We start from the raw sequence: 21,880 nt of genomic DNA, 5'->3' as shown, positions 1-21,880 counted from the left end.
GGGGGGGGGGCCCCCGTGGGTGTGGGGGGGGGGTTGGGTGTTTAGACCCCGAATCGCCACTCACGACCACCTGTACCGAGCACGATCAGGCGCGGGGTCGCCCCAGCCCTCGGATCAGGCGCGGGGTCGCCCCAGCCCCCGGATCAGGCGCGGGGTCGCCCCAGTCCCCGGATCAGCACCATCACCGACTCCCGCACGTCGGCCCGCGTGCGCTTCGGCTGGAACACCTGCCAGTCCAGGGCGACCACCAGCATCGTGCCGAACAACCCGGCCGCCGCCGTCGGGATCTGGACGCCGTCGGGCAGCCGCCCGGCGGCGTCCAGCCGATGCAGTTGTTCGCGCACGATCGAGATGATCTCCTCGCGCAGCAACGTGAGCGTTTCGTGCCACGTGCCGGGCGTGCGCCACATCTCGCTCACCAGGATCTGGGAGAAACCGGGGTATTCGGCGATGAACTCCAGCGCACCGTCAACTTGCGAGGAGATCACGTCCATCGGGTCGCCGTCGCCGGTGGCCGCGCGCAGCCGGTCCGCGAGTACGCCGACGCCGTAGCGCAACAGCGCGTCGACGAGACCGTCCTTGCTGCCGAAGTTGTAGTAGACGGTGCCCTTGGCGACCTTCGCCTCGGCCGCGATGTCGTCCACCGTCAGCCCGACGAGGCCGCGGCTGGCCGACAGCCGCAGCGTCGCCTCGAACAACTTCTGCTTCGTCGCCTCACCCCGGGTGGTCACAACGCCAGCTCGGGTTTCAGTGCCGAAACCGTCCACGTACGGCGTTTCCGCGCGGCCAGCGTCGAAACCAGGATCGCGCCGACGAGGTAGGCCAGCAGGACCCCGATGTCACCGAGGATCTTCATCGACGCGCCGCTGTAGAGCAGGTGCCGGAACCCGTCGATCGCGTACCCCATCGGCAGGACGATGTGCAGCGGGTACAGCGCGTCCGGGATGGTCTGCCACGGGAACGTGCCGCCCGCGCTGACCAGCTGCAGCACCAGCAGCACCAGGCCGAGGAACTTCCCGACGGCGCCGAAGAAGGCGTTGAGCGCGTGCACCACGGCGGTGAAGGTGAGCGACACCAGTACGGCGAACCCGATCGCGCCGAGCGGATGCGCGACCTTGATGCCGACCAGCCAGGTCACCGCGCCGAACAGCACGATCACCTGCGCGATCCCCAGCAGGGCGGAGGGGAGCCAGCCGCCGAGCGCGACCTTGAACGGTGACGCGCCGGCGGTCAGCGCGCGGGTCGAGAGCGGACGCAGCAACAGGAACAGCACGAACGCGCCGATCCAGGTCGCCAGCGAGATGAAGAACGGGGCGAGTCCCGCGCCGTAGGTCCCCGCCGAGGCGACGCCGGAAGAGTGGACCGCGACCGGGTCGGCGATGGTGTTGGCGGTGGCCGCACGGGTGGGGTCGTCGGGGTTCGGGATCTGTTTGAGCCCGGCGGCGAGCCCGTCGCGGAGCTGCACCGCGCCGTCGGCGAGCTGGTTCGTGCCGGTGACCGCGGACTTCTCGCCGTCGTTCAGCTTCGCCGCGCCGTCACGGAGCTGGTTCGCCCCGTCGGAGGCCTGCGCGATCCCGCTGGTGAGCTGCGGCGTCGCCGAGGCCAGCTGATGCGCGCCGTCGGAGACCTGCCGCGCGCCGGACGCGAGCTGGGTGAGCTGGCTGTTGGCGCCCTGGATCTTCGTGTTCGCCTGGTCCACCGGCGAACGGAGCGTGTCGAGGCGGCTCAGGATCTCCTGCACCTGGGTCTCCGGGAGACCGGCGTTCCGCAGATCCTGCGCGAGCTGGGTGCGGTAGCCGTCGAGCTTCGCCTGGATGTCCCCGGACGCCGTCGCCGCGAGCGAGGCGGCGTCGGCGACCTTCTGGTTCCCGTCGGCGACCTTGCCGGCGCCGTCGGCGAGCTTCTGCGTCTGGGCGGGCAGCTGGGCCGTGCCCGATTTCAGGGTGCCGAGCCCGGTCGCCAGCTGGGAGCTGCCGGAGGCGAGCTGGGACGCGCCGTCGGCGAGCTGCTGCTGTCCGGATTTGAGCTTGCCCGCGCCGTCGGCGAGCTGTGAAGCCCCCGTCGAGGCCTCCTGGATCTTGCCGTAGATCGTGGAGAAGCCGACCAGGAACTTGTCCGCCGCCTCGCTGCCGACCTTTTCCGCGATCGTCTTGCGGACCTGTTCGGCCACCTGTTTCGCGATGGTGCCGGACAGATAGTTGTTGGCGTCGTTGGTCGTCAGCGTGATCGTGGCCTGCTGCGGCTGGAAGTTGCCGGAGGACAGCAACGCCGTGGAGAAGTCACGCGGGATGCCGATGGCGAACGAGTAGGTGTCGTCACGGACCCCCTTGGCGGCCTCCTCGGGGGAGACCTCGTGCCACTGGAAGGTGCCGGACTTGACCAGCTCGTCGGTCACTTCACGGCCGACGTTGCGCTCCGCCCCGGCCGAGTCCTTCGCACCGGTGTCCGAGGTGAAGACGGCCGCCGGGAGCTTGTCCAGCCGTGAGTACGGGTCGAAGTTCGCGTAGAGGTAGAAGGACGCGTACAGCAGCGGTACCAGAACGAGCGCGACCATGGCGAGCTTCGGCAGGGTGCCGCTGCTCAGCCGGCGCAGCTCGTTTCCTGCGATCCGGACGGGGTTCATTCCTGGTCTCCTGAGGTCTTTTCGATGTCGTCCGGCACGGTCTCTTCCAGCGTGGTCTCCGCCGGTACCTCGGCGGGCGCGCAGCGCACGGGGGCGGGCTGGTCGAGGCCGCCGAGGAGCGCGGGCTTCTCCGGCAGGGCGGAAACGGGGGTCGTCGCGGTCAGCACGATGACGGCGAGGCCGCGTTCGGCGTGCTCACGGGCGATCCTCGTCCAGCCGTCGACGTCGCTGGTGTGCCTGTCGGGGGTGTCGAGCACGAGTACGCCGACACCCTTGCGGCTCGCGGCGAGCGCGGTGAGCAGCCGGGTGCGCGTCACCGCTTCGATGTTCTCGAAGCGGGTGGTGGCGAACGCGGCGGCGTCGTGTTCGGCCAGCCAGCTCGCGGCGGCCGCCTTGCTCGCCGGGCGTTTCGCCAGTTCGAGTTCCTCGCCGACGACTGCCTGCAGCGTGAGCGCGCCGTCCGGGTCGCTCACGCCAGGGGCGTCGACGACCGCGACGACCTGCCGCGGATCACCGCCTTCGACGGTCACGGTCCCGGTCGCGGGCTTCAGCCGCCCGGCCAGCGCCAGCCCGAAGGCCGTGACGCCGACGCCGGGCTCGCCGTGCACGATCGCCAGCTCACCACCCGAGACGGTGAGCGAGGTGGGCGACAGCAACGTGCCGTGGGGTCCGGTGACGGACACCCTGTCGGCTTGAACCCGCACGAAGAACTCCCAGGTCGATGACTCGTGAAACTTTAAACTGACTGGTCAGTTCAAAAGTTAGCCTTGACCTGGGAGGTGAGCAACCGCGCGGGGCCCATGTCACACCCAAGAGTGACGAAACCGCCGTAAACCGGACGGATCAGTGCCACTTTTCGGCTAGCGCAGGGCCGAAGCCGGATGGACCTCCCAGGACGTCCACAGTGGACGATAACCCTGCCGGTGCCAGAACACCGAGGAGAGCGGGTTGGTCGGGTTGTAGTAGAGGTAGGTGCCCTCCGCGCCGTCGGCGTCGAACTCCTCGTGCACCACGGACATCAGGATCCGCCCCAGGCCGCTCCCGCGCAGGCCGGGCACGGTGACGACGTTGTTGACGTAGCCCCAGCGGCCGTGGGGGAGCAGTTCGGCCTCGGCGGACCCCGGCGTCGACGCGATCCAGGCGGCGTGCGCGAACGCGGCGATCTCCCCGTCCCGTTCCACGAGCCACAGCAGCGGGGAATCCTTGTCGAGGGCGCGTTCCAGCGCCGGGGCGAGCAGCTGGGCGGCGTTCGCGCGACGGCGGGTGGCGACCTGGCCGATGTAGTCGTGCGTCGAAACGGCCATCGCGAGCACGTCCTCGAAGTCGTCCGGCCGCGCCCGGCGGACGGCCACCCGCTGATCGGGCACGTCGTCGCGGTGGCGGCCGGTGCGGACGGCGAGCGCGGACATCGGCACCAGCCCGTGGTCGAGGAAGGCGCGGATCGCCTCGGCGTCCCGGCTCGGCCAATTGACCACACAGGACGAATCCTCACCGGGCGATTCGGCGTCCATCCACGTCCGCCACGCGCGCAGCAGCGCGTCCATCCCCTCGGTGCCGGTGCTCCCGATGAACGGGAACAGCTGGCGCACGTCGGCGGCGGACCAGAGCAGCGGGACGTCGTCCGGACCGTGCAGCTGGCGCTGCACCACGCCGGTGACCTGAACCCCGGAAGCCGTGGCGGCGTCCACCCGCTCGCCGGCGACCGGCGGCGGCGCGGCCTCGGGCAGCAGCCGATCGATCGTCGCGAACCGCGTCCGGTGCGCGTCGAACAACGTCTTTTCGATTTCCATCCCGTCCCCAGGGGTCGACAGCGCCGATCACCGCTACCGCAGGGCGGCGGCCGGGCTCACCGCCCACGTCGTCCATAGTGGACGATAACCCTGCCGGTGCCAGAACACCGGGGACAGCGGATTGGCCGGATTGTACGAGACGAACGTACCGCGCAGCGACGGCGAGAAGAGTTCGTCGTGCGCGACGGCGGTCAGCGCGCGCCCGATCCCGCGTCCCCGCGCGGCCGCGGTCACCGCGAGCGTGCCGACGTAACCCCATTCGCCGGGTCGCAGCCGTCCCGCGAGCGCGTCACCGGGGGCGGGCGAGCGCTTTCCGCCGGTGACCATCCCCATCGTGACCCCGTCTTCTTCGGCGATCCAGACGCGGCCGCCGAACTGCAGCCCGCGCCGGACCTCTTCGGCGAGCAGGGCCTTGGCGCCGGGCCGGACCACGGCGTGGCCGACGAGCGAGGTGTAGCGGAGTTCCTCGAACCGGAGCTCGACGATCTCTTCCAGATCGCCGCCGGAGGATTCCCGGACGGTCACCCCCGGCACGGTGTGGCCGTCGCCGGGGGCCGGGGCGCGGACGGCCAGCGCCAGCTGCGGAGCGAGCCCGTGGTCGAGCAGGGCGCGCGCCACCACGACGTCACGGCTGGGCCAGGTGACCGAGCACGACGAGTCGGATTCGGCGGGGGCGAGCGAGATCCGGTCCCGCCACGCCGACAGCAGCGCGTCTATCCCCGCGTGGGCGTCGCGGGGGAGGACGGCGGAGAGGATCTGCAGATGTGCCGGGCCCCAGAGCCGTTGCCACGAACCCGACGGGAACCGCACGTGCGCGATCGTCCCGGCCGCGCCGCCCGCTTCGACGGGTTCGCCGGGCGGGAGCGGCGGCGGTGGCGGGAGCAGCGGGTCGAGCGCGGCGAACCGCGACGGCCACGGATCGCCCGGCGAGGTCATCCCCGCTGGGTGCAGAAGATCGCTGTACCGGGGAAGAGCTTGCCGCGCAACGGGCTCCACTGTCCCCAGGTGCGGGAGTGGCCCTCCGGCCAGGCGGGCTCGATGAGGTCCGTGAGCGCGAAACCCGAGTCGGAGAGCGCGCGGACGTAGTCGCCGAGAGTGCGGTGGTACTCGACGTAGGTCGCGACACCTTCGTCGTCGACCTCGACGTACGGGGTGCGGTCGAAATACGGCTGGGTGACGGTGAGGCCCAGCGGTCCGGGATCGTCGGGGAAGATCCACCGCATCGGATGGGTCACCGAGAACACCCAGCGGGCACCCGGCCGGAGTACCCGGCGCACTTCGGCGAACACGACGTCCACCGACGCCACGAACGGGATCGCGCCGAAGGCCGAGCAAGCCGCGTCGAAACTCGCGTCGGCGAAGGGGAGCGCCTCCGCCGTCGCCTGCACGAGAGGGACGGCGGGGCCGGTCCGTTCGTTGCCCTCCCGCGCGTGCCGGAGCATTCCGGCGGAAAGATCGGTCGCCACCGCTTCGGCCCCTCGCGCGGCGAGCCAGCGCGAACAGGCCGCCTGCCCGCAGCCGACCTCCAGGATCCGCTTGCCGCCGACTTCACCCAGAAGTGCGACGTCGGCTTCGCGGACGCCCTCCGGGCACCAGACGAAGTCCGCGTCGCCGAGGAAGCCGCCGTGGGTCGCTTGGTAGTCGTCGGCGTCGGCGTCCCACCAGGCCAGGTTCGCGGCCGTCGCCTCCGGCGCGGAGACCGCCCGGTAGGCGACCCCGGCGGTGCCGAGCCGTTCCTCGGCCTGCGCGTGCCGTTCGGCCGCCGATTCCTGCTCGGTGGCGGACTGCTGACTCAAACCGATATCCTTTCCCCAGGTCAGGGCTTCGCGGCCCAGATCGTCCGCCCGCTGTGATCGCGGGTGTGACCCTGATTGTGCCGTGTACAGGGGGCCGCGTAGGATATCTGTTAGCGCAGTGGGTTCGCGCTACTCTTTCCCCCGGTTCGCTCAGCGTCCGGGTCAGGGGGTCGCGTACCGGATGCGGTGATGCTCGCGGTCGTTCCCTGTGGACGTTTGCTTATGCGGTCGCCTCATGTCGGATGAGCCCATGGTGCCCTAACTGCAAACCCACTACTTCCCATCCACCGGAGCAACCCGCCTAATGACGACCGACACCGCCACCGCCCCGACCGCCCCCGCCGGGCCCCAGCAAGTCGCTATCAACGACATCGGGTCGGAGGAAGACTTCCTCGCAGCGATCGACAAGACGATCAAGTACTTCAACGATGGCGACATCGTTGAAGGCACCATCGTCAAGGTCGACCGCGACGAGGTCCTGCTCGACATCGGCTACAAGACCGAGGGTGTCATCCCCTCGCGCGAGCTCTCCATCAAGCACGATGTCGACCCGGCTGAGGTTGTCACCGTCGGCGATGAGGTCGAAGCCCTCGTTCTCCAGAAGGAGGACAAGGAAGGCCGTCTGATCCTGTCCAAGAAGCGCGCGCAGTACGAGCGCGCCTGGGGCACGATCGAGGAGCTCAAGGAGAAGGACGAGCCCGTCAAGGGCACCGTCATCGAGGTCGTCAAGGGCGGCCTCATCCTGGACATCGGCCTGCGCGGCTTCCTGCCGGCGTCGCTGGTCGAGATGCGCCGCGTCCGCGACCTGCAGCCGTACGTCGGCCGCGAGCTCGAGGCGAAGATCATCGAGCTGGACAAGAACCGCAACAACGTGGTCCTGTCCCGCCGTGCCTACCTGGAGCAGACCCAGTCCGAGGTGCGCAGCGAGTTCCTCAACGCGCTCGCCAAGGGCCAGGTCCGCAAGGGTGTCGTGTCGTCCATCGTCAACTTCGGTGCCTTCGTGGACCTGGGTGGCGTCGACGGCCTGGTGCACGTCTCCGAGCTGTCCTGGAAGCACATCGACCACCCGTCCGAGGTCGTCGAGGTCGGCCAGGAGGTCACGGTCGAGGTTCTGGACGTCGACATGGACCGCGAGCGCGTCTCGCTGTCGCTGAAGGCGACCCAGGAAGACCCGTGGCGTCAGTTCGCCCGCACCCACGCGATCGGCCAGATCGTGCCGGGCAAGGTCACCAAGCTCGTTCCGTTCGGTGCGTTCGTGCGCGTCGAAGAGGGCATCGAGGGCCTGGTGCACATCTCCGAGCTGGCCGAGCGCCACGTGGAGATCCCGGAGCAGGTCGTCCAGGTCAACGGCGACGTGATGGTCAAGGTCATCGACATCGACCTCGAGCGTCGTCGCATCTCGCTGTCGCTGAAGCAGGCGAACGAGGGCGTCACGCCGGAGACCGAGTTCGACCCCACTCAGTACGGTATGGCCGCCGAGTACGACGCCGAGGGCAACTACATCTACCCCGAAGGCTTCGACCCGGACACCCAGGAGTGGCAGGAAGGCTTCGACAAGCAGCGTGAGGAGTGGGAGCGTCAGTACGCCGAGGCTCACACCCGCTACGAGGCTCACATGAAGCAGGTCCAGAAGGCTGCCGAGGCCGACGCCGAGGCCGCCGCGGACGCCGCGACCGGTGTCACCTCCTCGAGCGACTCGGGCGAGCAGAGCTACACCTCCGCTCCGGCCGAGGCCAAGAGCGGTGGCACGCTCGCCAGCGACGAGCAGCTCGCGGCCCTCCGCGAGAAGCTGTCGGGCGGCGCGTGATCCAAGCGCTCAGCCATTAGCTGACAGACAGCGGCCCCGGTCCACCACGGACCGGGGCCGCTGTCTTTGTCCCCGCGTTCAGAGGACTAACGCGGGGGCCAGGTTGGTCGTGAGTGGCGATTCGGGTTCTGGCCAAGGGTGTTTTAGGTACCTACGGCGGGTGGGGTCCGGTGACGGCCGGGCCGTGAAGGACTCCTTGAGGGACCCAGAGTCCCTCAAGGAGTCCTTCACCCGTCGCGGACGACCATCACGAGCCTCAGCAGCACCACCAGTCACACCGGCTGCGCGTGAAGGACCCCTTCCCTCGGCTCAGCCGAGGAAACTCGACCTTCACACCTTCCCCAGTACATGATGGCCCCCTTCCCTGCGCCTACAGCAAGGAAGGGGGCCATCACGTACCTCACGCCAGCAAAGTCCGCAGGACACGGGTAGGTACTTAAGAGAGGGTTTGTTCTAACCCGAATCGCCACTCACGACCCAAACGCGGTTCGGCGGGCGGGGAAAGGGGCGTCAGGAAGTGGCGGTCCGGACGGACGGAACCCAGACGTGTTCGAGCGCCGCGGCGCGAGCCTTGCGGCGGAGTCCGGCGAAGCTGTGCTTGGCCGGGACCAGGAGCGCGCTCAGCCAGGTGCGCCGATATTCGGCGAGGGCCTCGGCCACGGGACGATGGAGGACACAGTGCACGAGCCCCGGCGAACCCAGCCGGTGCCTTCCGATGTGCTTACCGTCTGCCATCTTTCCTCCGTGTGGGCTACCTTCGCCGCGCACGGTACGCAATCAAGCTCCCGAAGCCGCGTAACCGACCGGCGTGTCACCCATAAAGGTTGAGTCACGCGTCACGATGATCTTGCCTTTTGTCTCTGTCTGTGCCGGACGCACCCATGGCGTCACCCTGCGCGGTCGGCCGGAGCGGCCCACTAGGCTGATCGTCATGCTGCGTGTGGGCCTGACCGGCGGGATCGGCGCCGGAAAATCGACGGTGGCGAACCGGCTTTCCGAGCACGGCGCCGTCCTCATCGACTCCGACAAGATCGCCAGGGAGGTCGTAGAGCCGGGAACGCCGGGTCTCGCCGAACTCGTCGAGGCGTTCGGGGAGGACATCCTCACGGCCGACGGCGCGCTCGATCGTGCCGCGCTCGCCGCCAAGGCCTTCGCCGACGAGGAGTCCCGCAAGCGGCTGAACTCCATCGTCCACCCGAAGGTCGGCGCCAGGACGGCCGAGCTGATGGCGGAGGCGGCGCCGGACGCGATCATCGTCCACGACATCCCGCTGCTGGTCGAGGGTGGGCTCGCGCCGATGTACCACCTCGTCGTCATGGTCGACGCGCCGGAAGAAGTCCGCCTCCGCCGTCTGGTCGAGACGCGGGGGATGCCCGAGACCGACGCGCGCGCCAGGATCAAGGCGCAGGCGACCACCGATCAGCGCCGGGCCGTCGCCGACGTCTGGCTCGACAACAGCGGAGCGCCCGACATCGTGCTCGCCGACGTCGACGCGCTGTGGGCGGACAGGCTGACGCCGTTCGAGGCGAACGTGCGGCTCCGCAAACCGCGAGCGCCGATGTCCCCGAAGATCGCGCCGTACGACGAGACGTGGCCCGCGCAGGCCGAGCGGGCGCTCGCGCGGATCCGGGTGGTGGCCGGGGAGAACGCCGTCCGGGTCGACCACATCGGCTCGACGTCCGTGCCGGGTTTGCCCGCCAAGGACATCCTCGACCTCCAGTTGACCGTCGCCACCCTGGACAAGGCCGACGCGCTGGCCGACGCTCTTTCCGACGCCGGATTCCCGCGTGCGGAGGGCGAATGGTTCGACGACGCGCACGGTGAGGACGGCACCTGGCCCAAACGGTTCCACTTCGGTGGCGACCCGCGCCGTCCGGTCAACCTCCACGTCCGGTCGCAGGAGACCCCTGCTTGGCGGCTCGCGCTGCTGTTCCCGGAGTGGCTGCGGCGGAACCCGGACGAGCGCGACGCCTACGCCGCGGTCAAGCACGCGATGGCCGCGAAGCACGCCGGTGACGGAAGCTTCGAGCGGTACACCGACGACAAGCAGGACTGGATCGACGGGGCGTTCGTCCGGGCCGCCGCGTGGGCCGAGTCGACGGGCTGGACGCCGTAGGGCTCAGTTCCCCAGGAGTCCCCGTTCGAAGGCGGTCGCGACGGCGGCCGCCCGGTCCTTCACCCCGAGCTTCGCGTAAGCGTGCACGAGGTGCGTTTTCACCGTGGCCTCGCTGATGAACAGCTGTTTCGCGGCCTCCTTGTTGGTCGAACCGCGCGAGATCAGGGTGAGGACCTCGATCTCCCGGCGGCTCAGCGGTTCCGGTGCGGGCGCGCGCATCCTGCCCATGATCAGGTCGGCGACGGCGGGGGAGAGCACGGCCTCCCCGCGCGCCGTCGCGCGCACCGCACGGAAGAGTTCGTCGCGCGGGGCGTCCTTGAGCAGGTAACCGGTCGCGCCCGCCTCGATCGCCGGGGCGACGTCGGAGTCGGTGTCGTAGGTCGTCAGCACGAGGATCCGCGCGGGATTCCGGCGTCTGGCCAGTTCCGCGATCGCGGCCACCCCGCCCGAACCCGGCATCCGCAGGTCCATCAGCACGACGTCGGGACGGAGTTTCTCCGCCAGCGCGACGGCTTCGTCACCGGAGGACGCTTCGCCGAGCACCTCGAATCCCTGATCCGCGGTGAAGATGCCGCGCAGCCCGTCCCGGACGATCGGGTGATCGTCGGTGATCAGCAGGGTGATCGTCATGCACGGGCCTCCAGTGCGATGGCGGGCAGATTGGCCGACACGGCTGTCCCGCCGCCCGGCTCGGATTCGAGATGCAGGGTGCCGGCCAGCCGGGCGACGCGGGCGCGCATCCCGGGGACGCCGAACCCGGCTTCCCGGGAAGAGACGACCAGGCCGGGGTCGAACCCCCGGCCGTCGTCCCGGACGTCGACGGTCACTTGATCGGCCATGTAGGACAACGTCAGCCCGACGATCGTGGCGCCGGCGTGCTTCTCGACGTTGGTCAGCGCCTCCTGCGTGATCCGCAGCAGGGTCGCCTCGATCTCGGGGTGCAGTGCCCGCGCGGTGCCGGTCGTGGTGAACCGGACCTCGACGCCGGTCCGCTCACCCCAGAGCCGCGAGACCTCGTCGAGCGCGTCCGGCAGGGTCGCGCCGGCGAGGGGTTGCGGGCCGAGCGCGCGCACCGACCGCCGCGCGGCGGTCAGGTTTTCGCGCGCCAGTGCCATCGCGGTGTCGACGTGCCGTTGCCACTCGGCGGGATCGCTCTTCGCCTCCGCGGCGGCTTCGAGCTGGGTGATGATCCCGGTGAAGCCCTGGGCGAGCGTGTCGTGGATCTCCTGGCTCAGCCGCTGACGCTCGTCGAGGACGCCCGCTTCCCGTGCCTGTCCCAGCAGTTGCCGTTGCAGCCCCGCGTTCTCCTCCTGCGCGGCGGCGAGTTCGTCGAGCATGCGCTTGCGTTCGGCGTGCTGACGCGCCATCGCCGCCGAGACGAGCCCGCCGCCCCCGACGGCGGCCGTCTGCACCAGCGTGACCACGGTCCACAGCGCGGGCTGGTCGGCGAACGCCTGTAGCGGCCCGCCGTTGGGCATCGTGTTGATCAGCGCGGAAACCACGAAGACCCCGGCCAGCGCCAGCGGGGCGGGCCGCAGCCGCATGGCGTCGAAGAATCCGGCGATCATGAAGATGAGGAAGATCGCGTCGCGTCCTTCGAGCACCGCGGCGATCGCCACGAGGCCGGTGAACGACACGGTGACGACCACCGGGTTTCCGGCCCATTTGGCCGGGACCAGGGTGAAGGAGACCAAGAGCCAGCCCGCGGCGATCCCCGCCAGCCCCATCGTGACGGCGCGGTCGTGGTCGGAGACCAGCAGGCTCAGCGCCGTGCTCAGCGTCAGCAGCGCGTACGGCAGGAACCGCTCGATCCGGCCACCCCACGGCCGCCACAGCGACTCCTCGTCGCCAGGGGACGGCCACAACGAGTCCTGCCACCGGATCCAGCTGGTCATACCCGGAATTCTCGCAGTCCGGGCCAGGCGGACGCCCAGGATTCGGTGTGGCCGGTGACCAGCCAGATCGGCATCCCGCGGCTCACGTTGCGGACACCGAGCGCGTTGTCGACGCGGGAAACGATCCTGGCGTCGGTGAACGAACGCCGCAACCGCGTCGGATCGGGCCCGACGAACAGCACGGTGTCCGCGGTCTCGGGCGGGTGGCCGAAGTACCAGAAACCCCGGCTGGGGCTGTACGCGGCGGGCAGTCCGTAGTCGGCGCCGTACCGGTCCAACGCTCCGGCCTGCCAGTACCCGGCCGTGACGAGTGTGGTGCGCGCTCGCTGCTCCGGAGGGAGCCGGTGGTAGGCGTCCGCGACCGAACGGGCGAGGTCCGGCCAGCCGACCTCTTCCAGCGCGTACGCCGGACGTGGTACGTCGCGGCCTTCGGCGAGCCAGTGCACAGGCCAGACCGGCAGCGCGTACGGCAGGGTGTACAGCGCGGAGAGCAGGAATACCGGCCAGGTGGGGATCCAGCGGAACCACAGTGACGGTTTCAGCTGTCCGAAGTGGACGGCGGCGCCCGCCCACAGGACGCTGAACATGCCAGCCGCGTAGTAGTAGCGGCCGTTGGACAGGATGAACAACGCGATCACCCCGACGGTGGTCCAGCCGAGGAACCGGAATTCGCGCATTCTCGACGAGAACAGCAGGACCCAAAGTCCATAAAGGACGCCCACGACGCCGATGCCGAGCCCGGCCCCGGTCAGCAGCGCGGGCAGGAACCCGGCACGCCCGCTCCAGCCGCCGGTGGTCTCGTGTGCGATGACGTCGCCCATCTCCAGTTGCGGCCAGCCGTTCGCGGCCTGCCACCACAGGGTGGGCACGAGTGACAACGCGGCGATCCCCGCGCCGAACCAGAGTTTGGGCCTGCGCAAGAGATCCCGTGGTTCGAAGACGAGGATCGCGACCCCGGCGGCGACCCAGAACGTCGCGATGAGGAGCTTGACGTTCAGCGCCACCGCGGTGGCGACGCCCAGCCACAGCAACAGATTGTCGTCACGGGTCCGCATCCATCGCACGAGCAGCCACGCGACGAGCGCCCACAACGCCGGGTCGATCGTCGACGTGGCCAGATAGTGCCCGCTCCCGATGAACTGCCCGCAGATCGCGTACGCGGCGGCGGCGCGGGTCTGCGCCCGGCGGTCGCCGCCCATCTCGCGCGCGATGAGGCCGGTGAACACGACACCGGCCGCCGTCGCGAGGACGGCGGGGAGCCTGAACACGAAGAGGTTGCCCGGAGCGAGGGAATCCATCGCCCACGCCAGTACCGGGAGCACCGGCGGCTGGTCCGCGTAACCCCAGGCCAGCCGTTTGCCCGCGGACAGGAAATACAGCTCGTCGCCGAAGTAGCCGTACCGCCACGCCGTCGCCATCAGCGCCGCCGCGGCGGCCGCGGCGAGCAGCGCCACCGGAAGCCGGGCGAACGCCGCGCCGGACGCGGTCGGTGTTTCGGCCGCGCTGGCGGCTTTCATCCATTCCTCGCAGATCCCTCGGGTGCCGGTCCTCTCGCACCTTACGTCCCACCGGCGGGACGCGTCGGTCGTGAGAGGACCGGCGAGGGTCAGAAGCCCCAGTCCGTGAGTTTCGGCCACACCGTGTCCCAGGTTCCGTCGCGGCCGGTGGCCAGCCAGATCTTCATGCCCTGGCTCGTGTTCGGGATCCCCGACCGGTTGTCGAGGGCGCCGACCTCGCGCACTCGCGTGAAGTGCGGCACAAGCACCGACGGATCGTTCCCGACGAACAGGATGTCCCTTGCGGAGTCCGGTGGCCGCGGCAACGTGACGTAGCCGCGATTGGGGCTCGACGGCGACGGCAGCCCCAGCTCCGGTCCATAGTGGTCGATGGCGCTCGCCTGCCAGTACTTCGCCGTGATGATGCCGGTATGGGCGGGGTCGGGAACGGCGCGGTAGGCCTGCGCCACCGACTCCGTGATCTCCCGCCAGCCGATCTCCTCGCTCGCGAAGACCGGCCGGGCCCACTCCGGCGCGGTCGTGATCGACTCGCGCGGCAGGATCGGAAGCGTCATCGGGACCGCGATCACCGCGGCCAGGACGTACACCGGCCAGGTGGTGATCCAGCGCCAGTACTTGGCCGCCTGTCCCGCTTCGACCTCCACGGCCGCGGCGGCGAACAGCGGGGCGAACATCCCGGCCGCGTAGTAGTAACGCCCGTTGGCCAGTACGAACACGGCGAGCACGCCGAGCGCGGTCCAGCCGAGGAACCGGTACGGCCGCAGCCGTCCGGACCGGATCAACCGCCACAGCCCGTAGCAGACGAGGATCACGCCCACCGGGATTCCCGCGCTCATCACCAGCGTCGGGACGAACGAGACCCGCCCGCCCCAGGTGTCCGAGACCTCCTGGGAGATCGCCGCGCCCATGGTCAGCTGCGGCCACCCGTTCGCGGCCTGCCAGACGAGCGTGGGCGCGATCATCGCGGCGGCGATCAGCGCACCGAGCCAGAGCGCCGGGCGGCGGAGGAGGTCGCGGGGCCCGCAGATCACCACGGCGGCCAGCGCGACGACCCAGAACGCCCCGACGAGGAACTTCGTGTTCAGCGCCAGCCCGGTCACCACGCCGCCCCAGAGCAGGAGACTGTCCGCGCGGGTCCGCACCCATCGGGTGAGCAGCCAGATCAGCAGCGTCCACAGGAACGGGTCGATGGTGCTGGTCGCCAGGTAGTGCCCGCCACCGAGCATCTGGACGGACACCGCGAAGGTCGCCGCCGCGATCAGCTGCGCCTTGCGGCCACCGCCCAGTTCCCTGGCGATCAGCGCGGTCAGGACGACACTGGCGACCATCGCCAGCATCGCCGGGATCCGCAGGACGAACGGCGAATCGGCGCCGAACGCGTCCATCAGGCGCGCCAGGAGCGGCAACATCGGCGGCTGGTCGGCATACCCCCAGTCCAGATGCCGGCCGGCCGCCAGGAAGTACAGCTCGTCACCGAAGTAGCCGTAGCGTCCCGCCGTCGCCGCGAGTACCGCCCCCATCGCACCGGCGATCGCCAGCACCGGCGTCCGGGCGAACGGCTCGGGCACCGCTCTTTCCCGTTCGCCATACCGTCCCCGGAGTTCCCCGGCCTCGATGGCCATGGACATCCGCCCCCTCTCGATCGGTTTCGCTCGCGATCGAGAGTCCCGCGCTTCGGCCTCGGTGGGAATCCTTCCGCCGGTCAGGGGCCGCTCAACCGTGAGGATGAGGTGAGGTCAACCGATCGATGGACCCCGGCGCGGTCAGTGCCGTCGCCAGCCCAGTGTGATGTCCTTTGTGGACAGCCAACCGCGCAGGTCGTGGCCGTGCGCGGCCAGCCCGTCCACGGTCGTGTGACTGATGCCGAGTGCGCGTTCGCCGTCGGCCGGGGAGAGCAGCCCGGCGGTGACGGCGGCGAGGAGTTCGTCGGTGTCGATCACCTGGACGGATTTCTTGTCCCTCAGGACGAGGTCGAGGTAGAGGTCGGTGGCGACCCAGACGCCGTCTTCGCGGTGGATGTCGACGACGTCGAGATAGAAATCCTGGTCGCGTTCGTGGCCGGGGTTGAACCAGAAGTCGGTGATCCGCAGCCCGAGTCCGGGCAGCAGCCAGGATTCGAGGTAGTGGAACTGTGTCCGGCCAGGGGTCGGCCGCGCCATGTACAGGCCGAAGGGCTCTTCGCGGTATTCCTCGACTTCTCTTACGACGCCTTTGGGGTCCGTGTTGGTCTTCGAGGCCGGGTCGAAGTACTCGACCTTCGGTGCGTGCAGCGCGGTCATCCGCCCATCTTGGAAGGCCGCGGCGCCCGCGAACACCGCCCAACCGGGTGGACGATCACGGTTTCCCGGTTCTGGCGGAGTAGCGGCGCCGGGCCGGATAAGGTGCGCTGGTTCCGCCATAAGGGTGAGTGGGAGACAACGCATGTTCGGGATCATCAGGCCGTGCCGCCACCGGCTTTCCGACGGTCTGCACGCGGAGTGGATGGCGCATCTCTGCGGTCTTTGCCTGGCCTTGCGCGACGAACACGGACATCTCGCCCGAATGGTGACGAACTACGACGGCTTGATCATCTCCGCGCTCGTCGAGGCCCAGTCGCCGCGAGCGGAGGGACGGCGTGACGCCGGGCCTTGCGCGCTTCGCGCGATGAAGGGGACCTCGGTCGCGCAGGGCGGCGGTGCCCAGCTCGCCGCCGCGGTCTCCCTGGTGCTGGCGTCGGCCAAGATCAGTGACCACGTCGAGGACCGTGACGGCGCCTTCGCACGACGCTCCGTCGCCCTCGCCGCCAGGCGGGTGGCGACGCGCTGGGCGGACCAGGGGAGCCGCACCGGTACGCGGATCGGCTTCGACACCGCTGTCCTGACCGAGGCCGTCGACCGGCAGGGCGAGATCGAACGCGCCGTCCGCCTGGGTGATTCGGCCGTGCTGGCCACCGAACCCGCCGAACTGGCGACGTCGGCGGCGTTCGCGCACACCGCCGTACTGGCGGGCCGCCCGGAGAACGCGGCGCCGCTGGCCGAGGCCGGACGCCTGTTCGGCAGGGCCGCGCATCTGCTCGACGCCGTCGAAGACCTCGCCGAGGACGAAGCCGCCGGCGCGTGGAACCCGCTGACGGCCACCGGGACCGGCCTCGCCGAGGCGCGGCGGTTGTGCGACGACGCCGTGCTCGGTGTCGAACTGGCCCTTCGCGAGGTCAAGTTCGCCCAGTCCGAGCTGGTGCACGCCCTGCTGGTGCACGAACTGCGCCAGGCGGTACGGCGCGCCTTCGGCCACGGGCTCGCCGGACACGGTCACGGCCCCCAGCAGCCGCCGCCGGGCTGGATCGGCCCCGGCCCTCGGCCGCAACAGCATCCTCATCAGCCTCATCAGCCCTATCCGCCTCAGCGGCACCCGCAAGGCGGCTACCAGCCGCCGCCTCCGCCGCAGGGCGCGCCCGGTGGCGGAGGCCCGCCCCAGGAACCGCCGAAGAAGAAGGGGAAGCACGGCGGGCCACCCGTCGACGGACAGGGCGGCGGCTGCTGGATACCGAAGTTCCGGGTTCCGCCGCGGTCGCGGAACTTCTTCTTCGGCTGCGCCGTGGCCACGTACATGTGCTGTTCGTGCCAGTTCTGCTGCCGGGACCCGTTCCCCGGTCCGTGGAGCGGGAAGCCGCGTGAAGCCTGCGACTGTGACTGCGATTGCTGCGACTGCTGTTCCTGCTGTGACTGTTCGTGCTGAGCTCGTGAGTGGTGACGACGGTGGGGGCACCTGGCCAGAACCGTCAATACCGGCGCTGACCAGGGCGAGCGGAAACTGTCGGACCCAGCGCTTACTCTGGTCCACGTGGCTTTCGCAACCGAACACCCCGTGCTCGCCCAGTCGGAGTTCCGTCCCGTCACCGAGATCCCCCGGAGCGGCGGCCGGTTCGAAGTGGTCAGCGAGTACAAGCCCGCCGGTGACCAGCCGGCGGCCATCGACGAGCTCGAACGCCGGATCAAAGCGGGCGAAAAGGACGTCGTGCTGCTGGGTGCCACGGGTACCGGCAAGTCGGCGACGACGGCCTGGCTGATCGAGCGCGTCCAGCGCCCGACGCTGGTGATGGCGCCGAACAAGACGCTCGCCGCGCAGCTGGCGAACGAGCTGAGGGAGCTGTTCCCGCACAACGCGGTCGAATACTTCGTCAGTTACTACGACTACTACCAGCCCGAGGCGTACATCGCGCAGACCGACACCTACATCGAGAAGGACTCGTCGATCAACGACGACGTCGAGCGGCTGCGGCACTCCGCGACGATGAACCTGCTGTCGCGGCGTGACGTCATCGTGGTCGCGAGTGTCTCGTGCATCTACGGCCTCGGCACGCCGCAGTCCTACCTCGACCGGTCCTCGAAGCTGAAGGTCGGCGAGCAGCTCGACCGGGACGTCTTCCTCCGCGCCCTGGTGGACGTGCAGTACACCCGCAACGACATCGCCTTCGCGCGCGGCACCTTCCGCGCCCGCGGCGACACGGTCGAGATCATCCCGGCGTACGAGGAGCTGGCGATCCGCGTCGAGTTCTTCGGCGACGAGATCGAGAAGCTGTACTACCTGCACCCGCTCACCGGCGACATCGTGAAAGAGGTCGACGAGGTCCGCATCTTCCCGGCCACGCACTACGTCGCGGGCCCGGAGCGGATGGAGAAGGCCATCCACGGCATCGAGGCCGAGCTGGAGCAGCGGCTGGCCGAGCTGGAGAAGCAGGGCAAACTCCTGGAAGCCCAGCGGCTGCGGATGCGCACCGCGTACGACATCGAGATGATGCGCCAGGTCGGGTTCTGCTCCGGCATCGAGAACTACTCACGGCATATCGACGGTCGCGAGGCCGGATCCGCGCCCGCCACCCTGATCGACTACTTCCCGGAAGACTTCCTGCTGGTCATCGACGAGTCGCACCAGACGGTCCCGCAGATCGGCGGCATGTACGAAGGTGACATGTCGCGGAAGCGGAACCTGGTCGAGTTCGGTTTCCGGCTGCCCAGCGCGGTCGACAACCGGCCGCTGACCTGGGAGGAGTTCAGCGACCGGATCGGGCAGACGGTGTACCTGTCGGCGACGCCGGGGCCCTACGAGATGGGGCAGGCCGGCGGCGAGTTCGTCGAGCAGGTCATCCGGCCGACCGGCCTGGTCGATCCGAAGGTGGTCGTGAAGCCCACCGAGGGCCAGATCGACGACCTGGTGCACGAGATCCGCGAGCGGGCCGAGAAGGACGAGCGCGTCCTGGTCACCACGCTCACCAAGAAGATGTCCGAGGACCTCACCGACTACCTGCTGGAACTCGGCATCCGGGTGCGATACCTGCACTCCGAGGTCGACACCCTCCGCCGGATCGAGCTGCTGCGGCAGCTGCGGGCGGGGGATTACGACGTGCTGGTCGGGATCAACCTGCTTCGTGAAGGGCTCGACCTGCCCGAGGTTTCGCTGGTCGCGATCCTCGACGCGGACAAGGAGGGCTTCCTCCGCAGTGGCACGTCGCTGATCCAGACGATCGGCCGCGCGGCGCGAAACGTGTCGGGCGAGGTGCACATGTACGCGGACAAGATCACCGACTCGATGCAGCACGCCATCGACGAGACCGATCGCCGTCGCGCCAAGCAGGTCGCCTACAACAAGGAGCGCGGCGTCGATCCGCAGCCGCTGCGGAAGAAGATCGCCGACATCCTGGACCGCGTCTACAGCGAGGCCGAGGACTCGGAGGAGACGGTCGCCGTCGGCGGTTCGGGCCGGAACGCGTCGCGGGGCAAGAAGCCCGAGCAGGGCGACCGGGTGCGCAGCTCCGGAATGCTGACCGACAAGGACGTCTCCGGGATGCCGCGCGCCCAGCTGGCCGACCTCATCCAGCAGATGACCGATCAGATGATGCAGGCCGCCCGCGACCTGCAGTTCGAGCTGGCCGCCCGGCTGCGGGACGAGGTCGCGGACCTGAAGAAGGAGCTGCGCGGAATGGACGCCGCCGGCATCAAGTAAGCGCGCGTTCAGTCCTCTGGTTGCGAATCCTTGCGTGCGCAACCAGAGGACTGAACGCGGCGGTGTCAGAGGCGCGGGCGCTCCAGCGACGTCAGGTCCGCGTCGAAGTCCGGGAATCCGGCTGGGACGGAACGCGTGGTCACCCCGGCCGGAACCGGAGGCAGCCCCGCCCACCGCCGTACGGTGTTCGTCGCTTCCGCGGCCTGAGCCGCCGGGAGCTGCGAGATCCGCGAGCCGTGGTTTCCGCCGGGGACGGTGTAGACGTAGGAGTCCTTCGTCCCGAAGCCGAGTTCGAAGGGCTCGGCGCTCCACGGGTCGTTCTCGCCGTAGACGTACAGCAGCCGCTTGCCCTGCGTCTTCACCCAGAAGTCGATGTCCGGCATCGCCAGGTGATCGAACCTCGGGATGTCGACCGACTTCGGCACGAACGTCCGCGACACGTTGGCGCCTGGGTAGCGCAGCAGGTCCCGGAGGTAGTTCTCGTACGACTCGGGAGCCCCGAGCTGGTACGCCGCTTGGAAGTAGTAGGGGACGTACCGTTCCAGGTTCTGGTCGGAGTAGGTGTTGAGGCTTTCGACGCGCTCGAACCAGGCGTAGATCTCCGAGGCGGCCGCGCCCGCCTTCGGCACCGTCGCGCAGTCCGCCTGCTTCTGGTACTGCCAGAAGGCGAAGTACGAGTCGATCACCGAGATCTCCAGCGACACGTCGGCCGAGCCGACGGTCGAGAACGTGTAGCCGTTCTTGGCCGCGTCGGCCGCGGCGAGCGCGGCGAATTCCGAGCGACGCGTCAGCACGTCGCGCTGGATGGCCTTCAGCGCCGAGCGGCAGGCGGGGTCGTCGCCGACCTTCGCCAGGAACCGGTTGTAGCGGTCGTGCGCATTGATGACGTCGTTGGGCGCGACGTAGGGGATCGTCGCGTCGACGTCGTCCGGGAAGAACCTACGGAAGTAGGTCGCCGTCATGCCGCCCTTGCTGCCGCCGGTCGCGAGCCACTTGCCGGGGTAGATCCGCTTGAACGCCTCGACCGCGCGGTGCTGGTCGGCGGCGGCCTGCCAGATCGTCAGCTGCCTGCCCCAGTCCGGCCGCTCCGGCCGCGAGGGGGTGAAGAACCGGTATTCCATCGACAGCTGATTGCCGTCGACGAGCTGCGTCGGCTCGGAGCGGTTGGGTGATTCCGACACGTTGTACCCGCTGGTGAAAGCCACGGTCGGCGAGCGGAATTCCTTGTGCAGCAAGGTGAATCGCTGCTGGAAGGTGCCCGCTTCCGGCCTGCGGTGGTCGACGGGCTGTGCGTAGGTGAGCTTGAAGAACCGGTACCCGGTCGGCGCCGGATTCTCCGAGACGACGGTCAGGCCGGGGATCCGCCCGAGCGCTTCCTTGATGTCCTCAGGTGCCGCCTGCGCGGCCGGGGTAAACCCGGCCAACGCGAGAACGGTGATCGCCAGAACCGACCACGCGGCCGTGAGCTTCCGCATCGATGCCCTCCCCATCGCCGACCTTCGAGCGGTCGGATACTCACAGAGTCCCCGCCGGTCGGCAATCGGCTATCCGGTCGAGCGCGGTTCAGCCTTGGCCGCGGAGCACCCTGTCGACGTAGGCCTCGATGGCCGCGAGCGCCTCGGGGGAGCTCCACAGTTCGAGGACGTGGGCGTCGTCGCCGGTGCGGTGTTCGGCGATCCGCTCGTGGAACGGCCGGTGCAGCTGGGCCTTCGTATGCGCGTACGCGGCCGCGGGGATCTCGGCGAGCTTCTTGGCCAGCTCGACCGCCCGCGGCAGCACTGTCTCCGGCGCGGTCACCTCGTTCACGAGGCCGAGCCGGAGCGCGTCTTCTGGCAGGTGGGTCTCGGCGAGGAACGCGAGTTCGCCGAGGATGTCGGCGCCGAAGCCGGAGCGCAGGATCTCCAGCGCCGCCAACGGGAACGGGACACCGACGAGCAGTTCGGTGATCCCGATCCGGCTCGGGCCCGAGGCGAGGATCCGGCGGTCGCAGGCGGCGGCGAGCACCGCCCCGCCGGCGATCGCGTGGCCGTTGAGCGCCGCGACCACCGGACCGGGGAAGCCGAACACCGAAAGGAACGCGTCCGACAGCGCGGGCAGGAAGTCCTCGATGTAGGCGGCACCGCCGTCATGCACCCGGCGCAGATCGACGCCCGCCGAGAAGATGCTTCCCGAGCCGGTCAGCACGACTCCGCGATAACCACCGAGCTGGACGTCTTCGAGCCGAACGGTCAGTTCGCGGCAGAACTCGGTGTCGAGGGTGTTGGCTTTGCCGTGCTGCAGGGTGACGACGGCGATCCCGCCTTCGTCGTCCACGCGGATCGAAGAGGTGGCCATGGCCCGACCGTACCCGAGCCGGG

The 21,880-nt window shown here is 69.5% G+C and carries 18 protein-coding genes; 4 read left to right on the top strand and 14 right to left on the bottom strand.

Annotation, left to right across the window (positions count from 1 at the left end; translation table 11 throughout):
• Positions 1 to 143: 143 nt before the first annotated feature.
• The 6 genes from ACZ5ZX_RS32735 to ACZ5ZX_RS32710 form a co-directional block, all read right to left on the bottom strand.
• Positions 144 to 731, bottom strand: a complete 588-nt coding sequence (locus ACZ5ZX_RS32735) for a TetR/AcrR family transcriptional regulator (RefSeq protein WP_465505845.1) — start codon at positions 729 to 731, stop codon at positions 144 to 146.
• Positions 728 to 2,623 (bottom strand): YhgE/Pip family protein, encoded by a 1,896-nt coding sequence (locus ACZ5ZX_RS32730; RefSeq protein WP_465505844.1) that lies wholly within the window; start codon positions 2,621 to 2,623, stop codon positions 728 to 730. Before ACZ5ZX_RS32730 ends, ACZ5ZX_RS32735 begins: the two co-directional genes overlap by 4 nt.
• The gene (locus tag ACZ5ZX_RS32725; RefSeq protein WP_465505843.1) at positions 2,620 to 3,327 is read right to left on the bottom strand and encodes an ATP-binding cassette domain-containing protein; all 708 of its coding nucleotides are present in this window, start codon (positions 3,325 to 3,327) and stop codon (positions 2,620 to 2,622) included. Before ACZ5ZX_RS32725 ends, ACZ5ZX_RS32730 begins: the two co-directional genes overlap by 4 nt.
• Before the next feature lie 156 nt (positions 3,328 to 3,483).
• Positions 3,484 to 4,413: a GNAT family N-acetyltransferase gene (locus ACZ5ZX_RS32720; protein WP_465505842.1), complete on the bottom strand. Its 930-nt coding sequence runs from the start codon at positions 4,411 to 4,413 to the stop codon at positions 3,484 to 3,486.
• Between the two features lie 33 nt (positions 4,414 to 4,446).
• Positions 4,447 to 5,349, bottom strand: a complete 903-nt coding sequence (locus ACZ5ZX_RS32715; protein WP_465505841.1) for a GNAT family N-acetyltransferase — start codon at positions 5,347 to 5,349, stop codon at positions 4,447 to 4,449.
• On the bottom strand, positions 5,346 to 6,209 hold the full coding sequence (locus tag ACZ5ZX_RS32710) for a class I SAM-dependent methyltransferase (RefSeq protein ID WP_465505840.1): 864 nt from the start codon (positions 6,207 to 6,209) through the stop codon (positions 5,346 to 5,348). The genes ACZ5ZX_RS32715 and ACZ5ZX_RS32710 overlap by 4 nt, the downstream gene beginning before the upstream one ends.
• Positions 6,210 to 6,513: 304 nt before the next feature.
• Here ACZ5ZX_RS32710 and rpsA point away from each other — a divergent pair, with 304 nt between their 5' ends.
• A complete protein-coding gene (gene rpsA, locus ACZ5ZX_RS32705; RefSeq protein ID WP_061986949.1) occupies positions 6,514 to 8,016 on the top strand; it encodes a 30S ribosomal protein S1 in 1,503 nt (500 codons plus the stop codon).
• 510 nt (positions 8,017 to 8,526) lie between these two features.
• Here rpsA and ACZ5ZX_RS32700 read toward each other — a convergent pair.
• Complete coding sequence (locus ACZ5ZX_RS32700) at positions 8,527 to 8,751, bottom strand: hypothetical protein (protein WP_465505839.1); 225 nt, start codon at positions 8,749 to 8,751, stop codon at positions 8,527 to 8,529.
• 196 nt (positions 8,752 to 8,947) lie between these two features.
• Here ACZ5ZX_RS32700 and coaE point away from each other — a divergent pair, with 196 nt between their 5' ends.
• Entirely contained in the window at positions 8,948 to 10,132 is a 1,185-nt protein-coding gene (gene coaE / locus ACZ5ZX_RS32695) for a dephospho-CoA kinase (protein ID WP_465505838.1), read from the top strand.
• A 3-nt stretch (positions 10,133 to 10,135) separates the two neighbouring features.
• Here the strand turns inward: coaE and ACZ5ZX_RS32690 are convergent, their stop codons facing one another.
• The 5 genes from ACZ5ZX_RS32690 to ACZ5ZX_RS32670 form a co-directional block, all read right to left on the bottom strand.
• On the bottom strand, positions 10,136 to 10,762 hold the full coding sequence (locus ACZ5ZX_RS32690; protein ID WP_465505837.1) for a response regulator: 627 nt from the start codon (positions 10,760 to 10,762) through the stop codon (positions 10,136 to 10,138).
• Positions 10,759 to 12,027, bottom strand: coding sequence for a sensor histidine kinase (locus ACZ5ZX_RS32685; RefSeq protein WP_465505836.1), 1,269 nt, complete (start codon positions 12,025 to 12,027; stop codon positions 10,759 to 10,761). Before ACZ5ZX_RS32685 ends, ACZ5ZX_RS32690 begins: the two co-directional genes overlap by 4 nt.
• A complete protein-coding gene (locus ACZ5ZX_RS32680) occupies positions 12,024 to 13,544 on the bottom strand; it encodes an ArnT family glycosyltransferase (RefSeq protein WP_465505835.1) in 1,521 nt (506 codons plus the stop codon). Before ACZ5ZX_RS32680 ends, ACZ5ZX_RS32685 begins: the two co-directional genes overlap by 4 nt.
• Positions 13,545 to 13,633: 89 nt before the next feature.
• Entirely contained in the window at positions 13,634 to 15,166 is a 1,533-nt protein-coding gene (locus tag ACZ5ZX_RS32675; protein ID WP_465505885.1) for an ArnT family glycosyltransferase, read from the bottom strand.
• A gap of 141 nt (positions 15,167 to 15,307) precedes the next feature.
• Entirely contained in the window at positions 15,308 to 15,823 is a 516-nt protein-coding gene (locus tag ACZ5ZX_RS32670; RefSeq protein WP_465505834.1) for a ribonuclease FAU-1 family protein, read from the bottom strand.
• Between the two features lie 142 nt (positions 15,824 to 15,965).
• Between ACZ5ZX_RS32670 and ACZ5ZX_RS32665 the strand changes: the two genes are divergently transcribed.
• Both ACZ5ZX_RS32665 and uvrB read left to right on the top strand, forming a co-directional pair.
• Entirely contained in the window at positions 15,966 to 17,258 is a 1,293-nt protein-coding gene (locus ACZ5ZX_RS32665; protein WP_465505833.1) for a DUF5685 family protein, read from the top strand.
• 105 nt (positions 17,259 to 17,363) lie between these two features.
• Complete coding sequence (gene uvrB, locus ACZ5ZX_RS32660) at positions 17,364 to 19,523, top strand: excinuclease ABC subunit UvrB (RefSeq protein ID WP_465505832.1); 2,160 nt, start codon at positions 17,364 to 17,366, stop codon at positions 19,521 to 19,523.
• A 65-nt stretch (positions 19,524 to 19,588) separates the two neighbouring features.
• Here the strand turns inward: uvrB and ACZ5ZX_RS32655 are convergent, their stop codons facing one another.
• Together ACZ5ZX_RS32655 and ACZ5ZX_RS32650 are read right to left on the bottom strand one after the other, a co-directional pair.
• Positions 19,589 to 20,998: a S28 family serine protease gene (locus ACZ5ZX_RS32655; RefSeq protein ID WP_465505831.1), complete on the bottom strand. Its 1,410-nt coding sequence runs from the start codon at positions 20,996 to 20,998 to the stop codon at positions 19,589 to 19,591.
• Positions 20,999 to 21,086: 88 nt separating this feature from the next.
• Positions 21,087 to 21,857 (bottom strand): enoyl-CoA hydratase/isomerase family protein, encoded by a 771-nt coding sequence (locus ACZ5ZX_RS32650; RefSeq protein WP_465505830.1) that lies wholly within the window; start codon positions 21,855 to 21,857, stop codon positions 21,087 to 21,089.
• Between the last annotated feature and the right edge of the window lie 23 nt (positions 21,858 to 21,880).

It is taken from the genome of Amycolatopsis sp. NPDC033938, assembly GCF_055575975.1.
The sequence above is the reverse complement of the archived record's forward strand: the minus strand, read 5'-3'. Positions and strand labels throughout refer to the sequence as shown.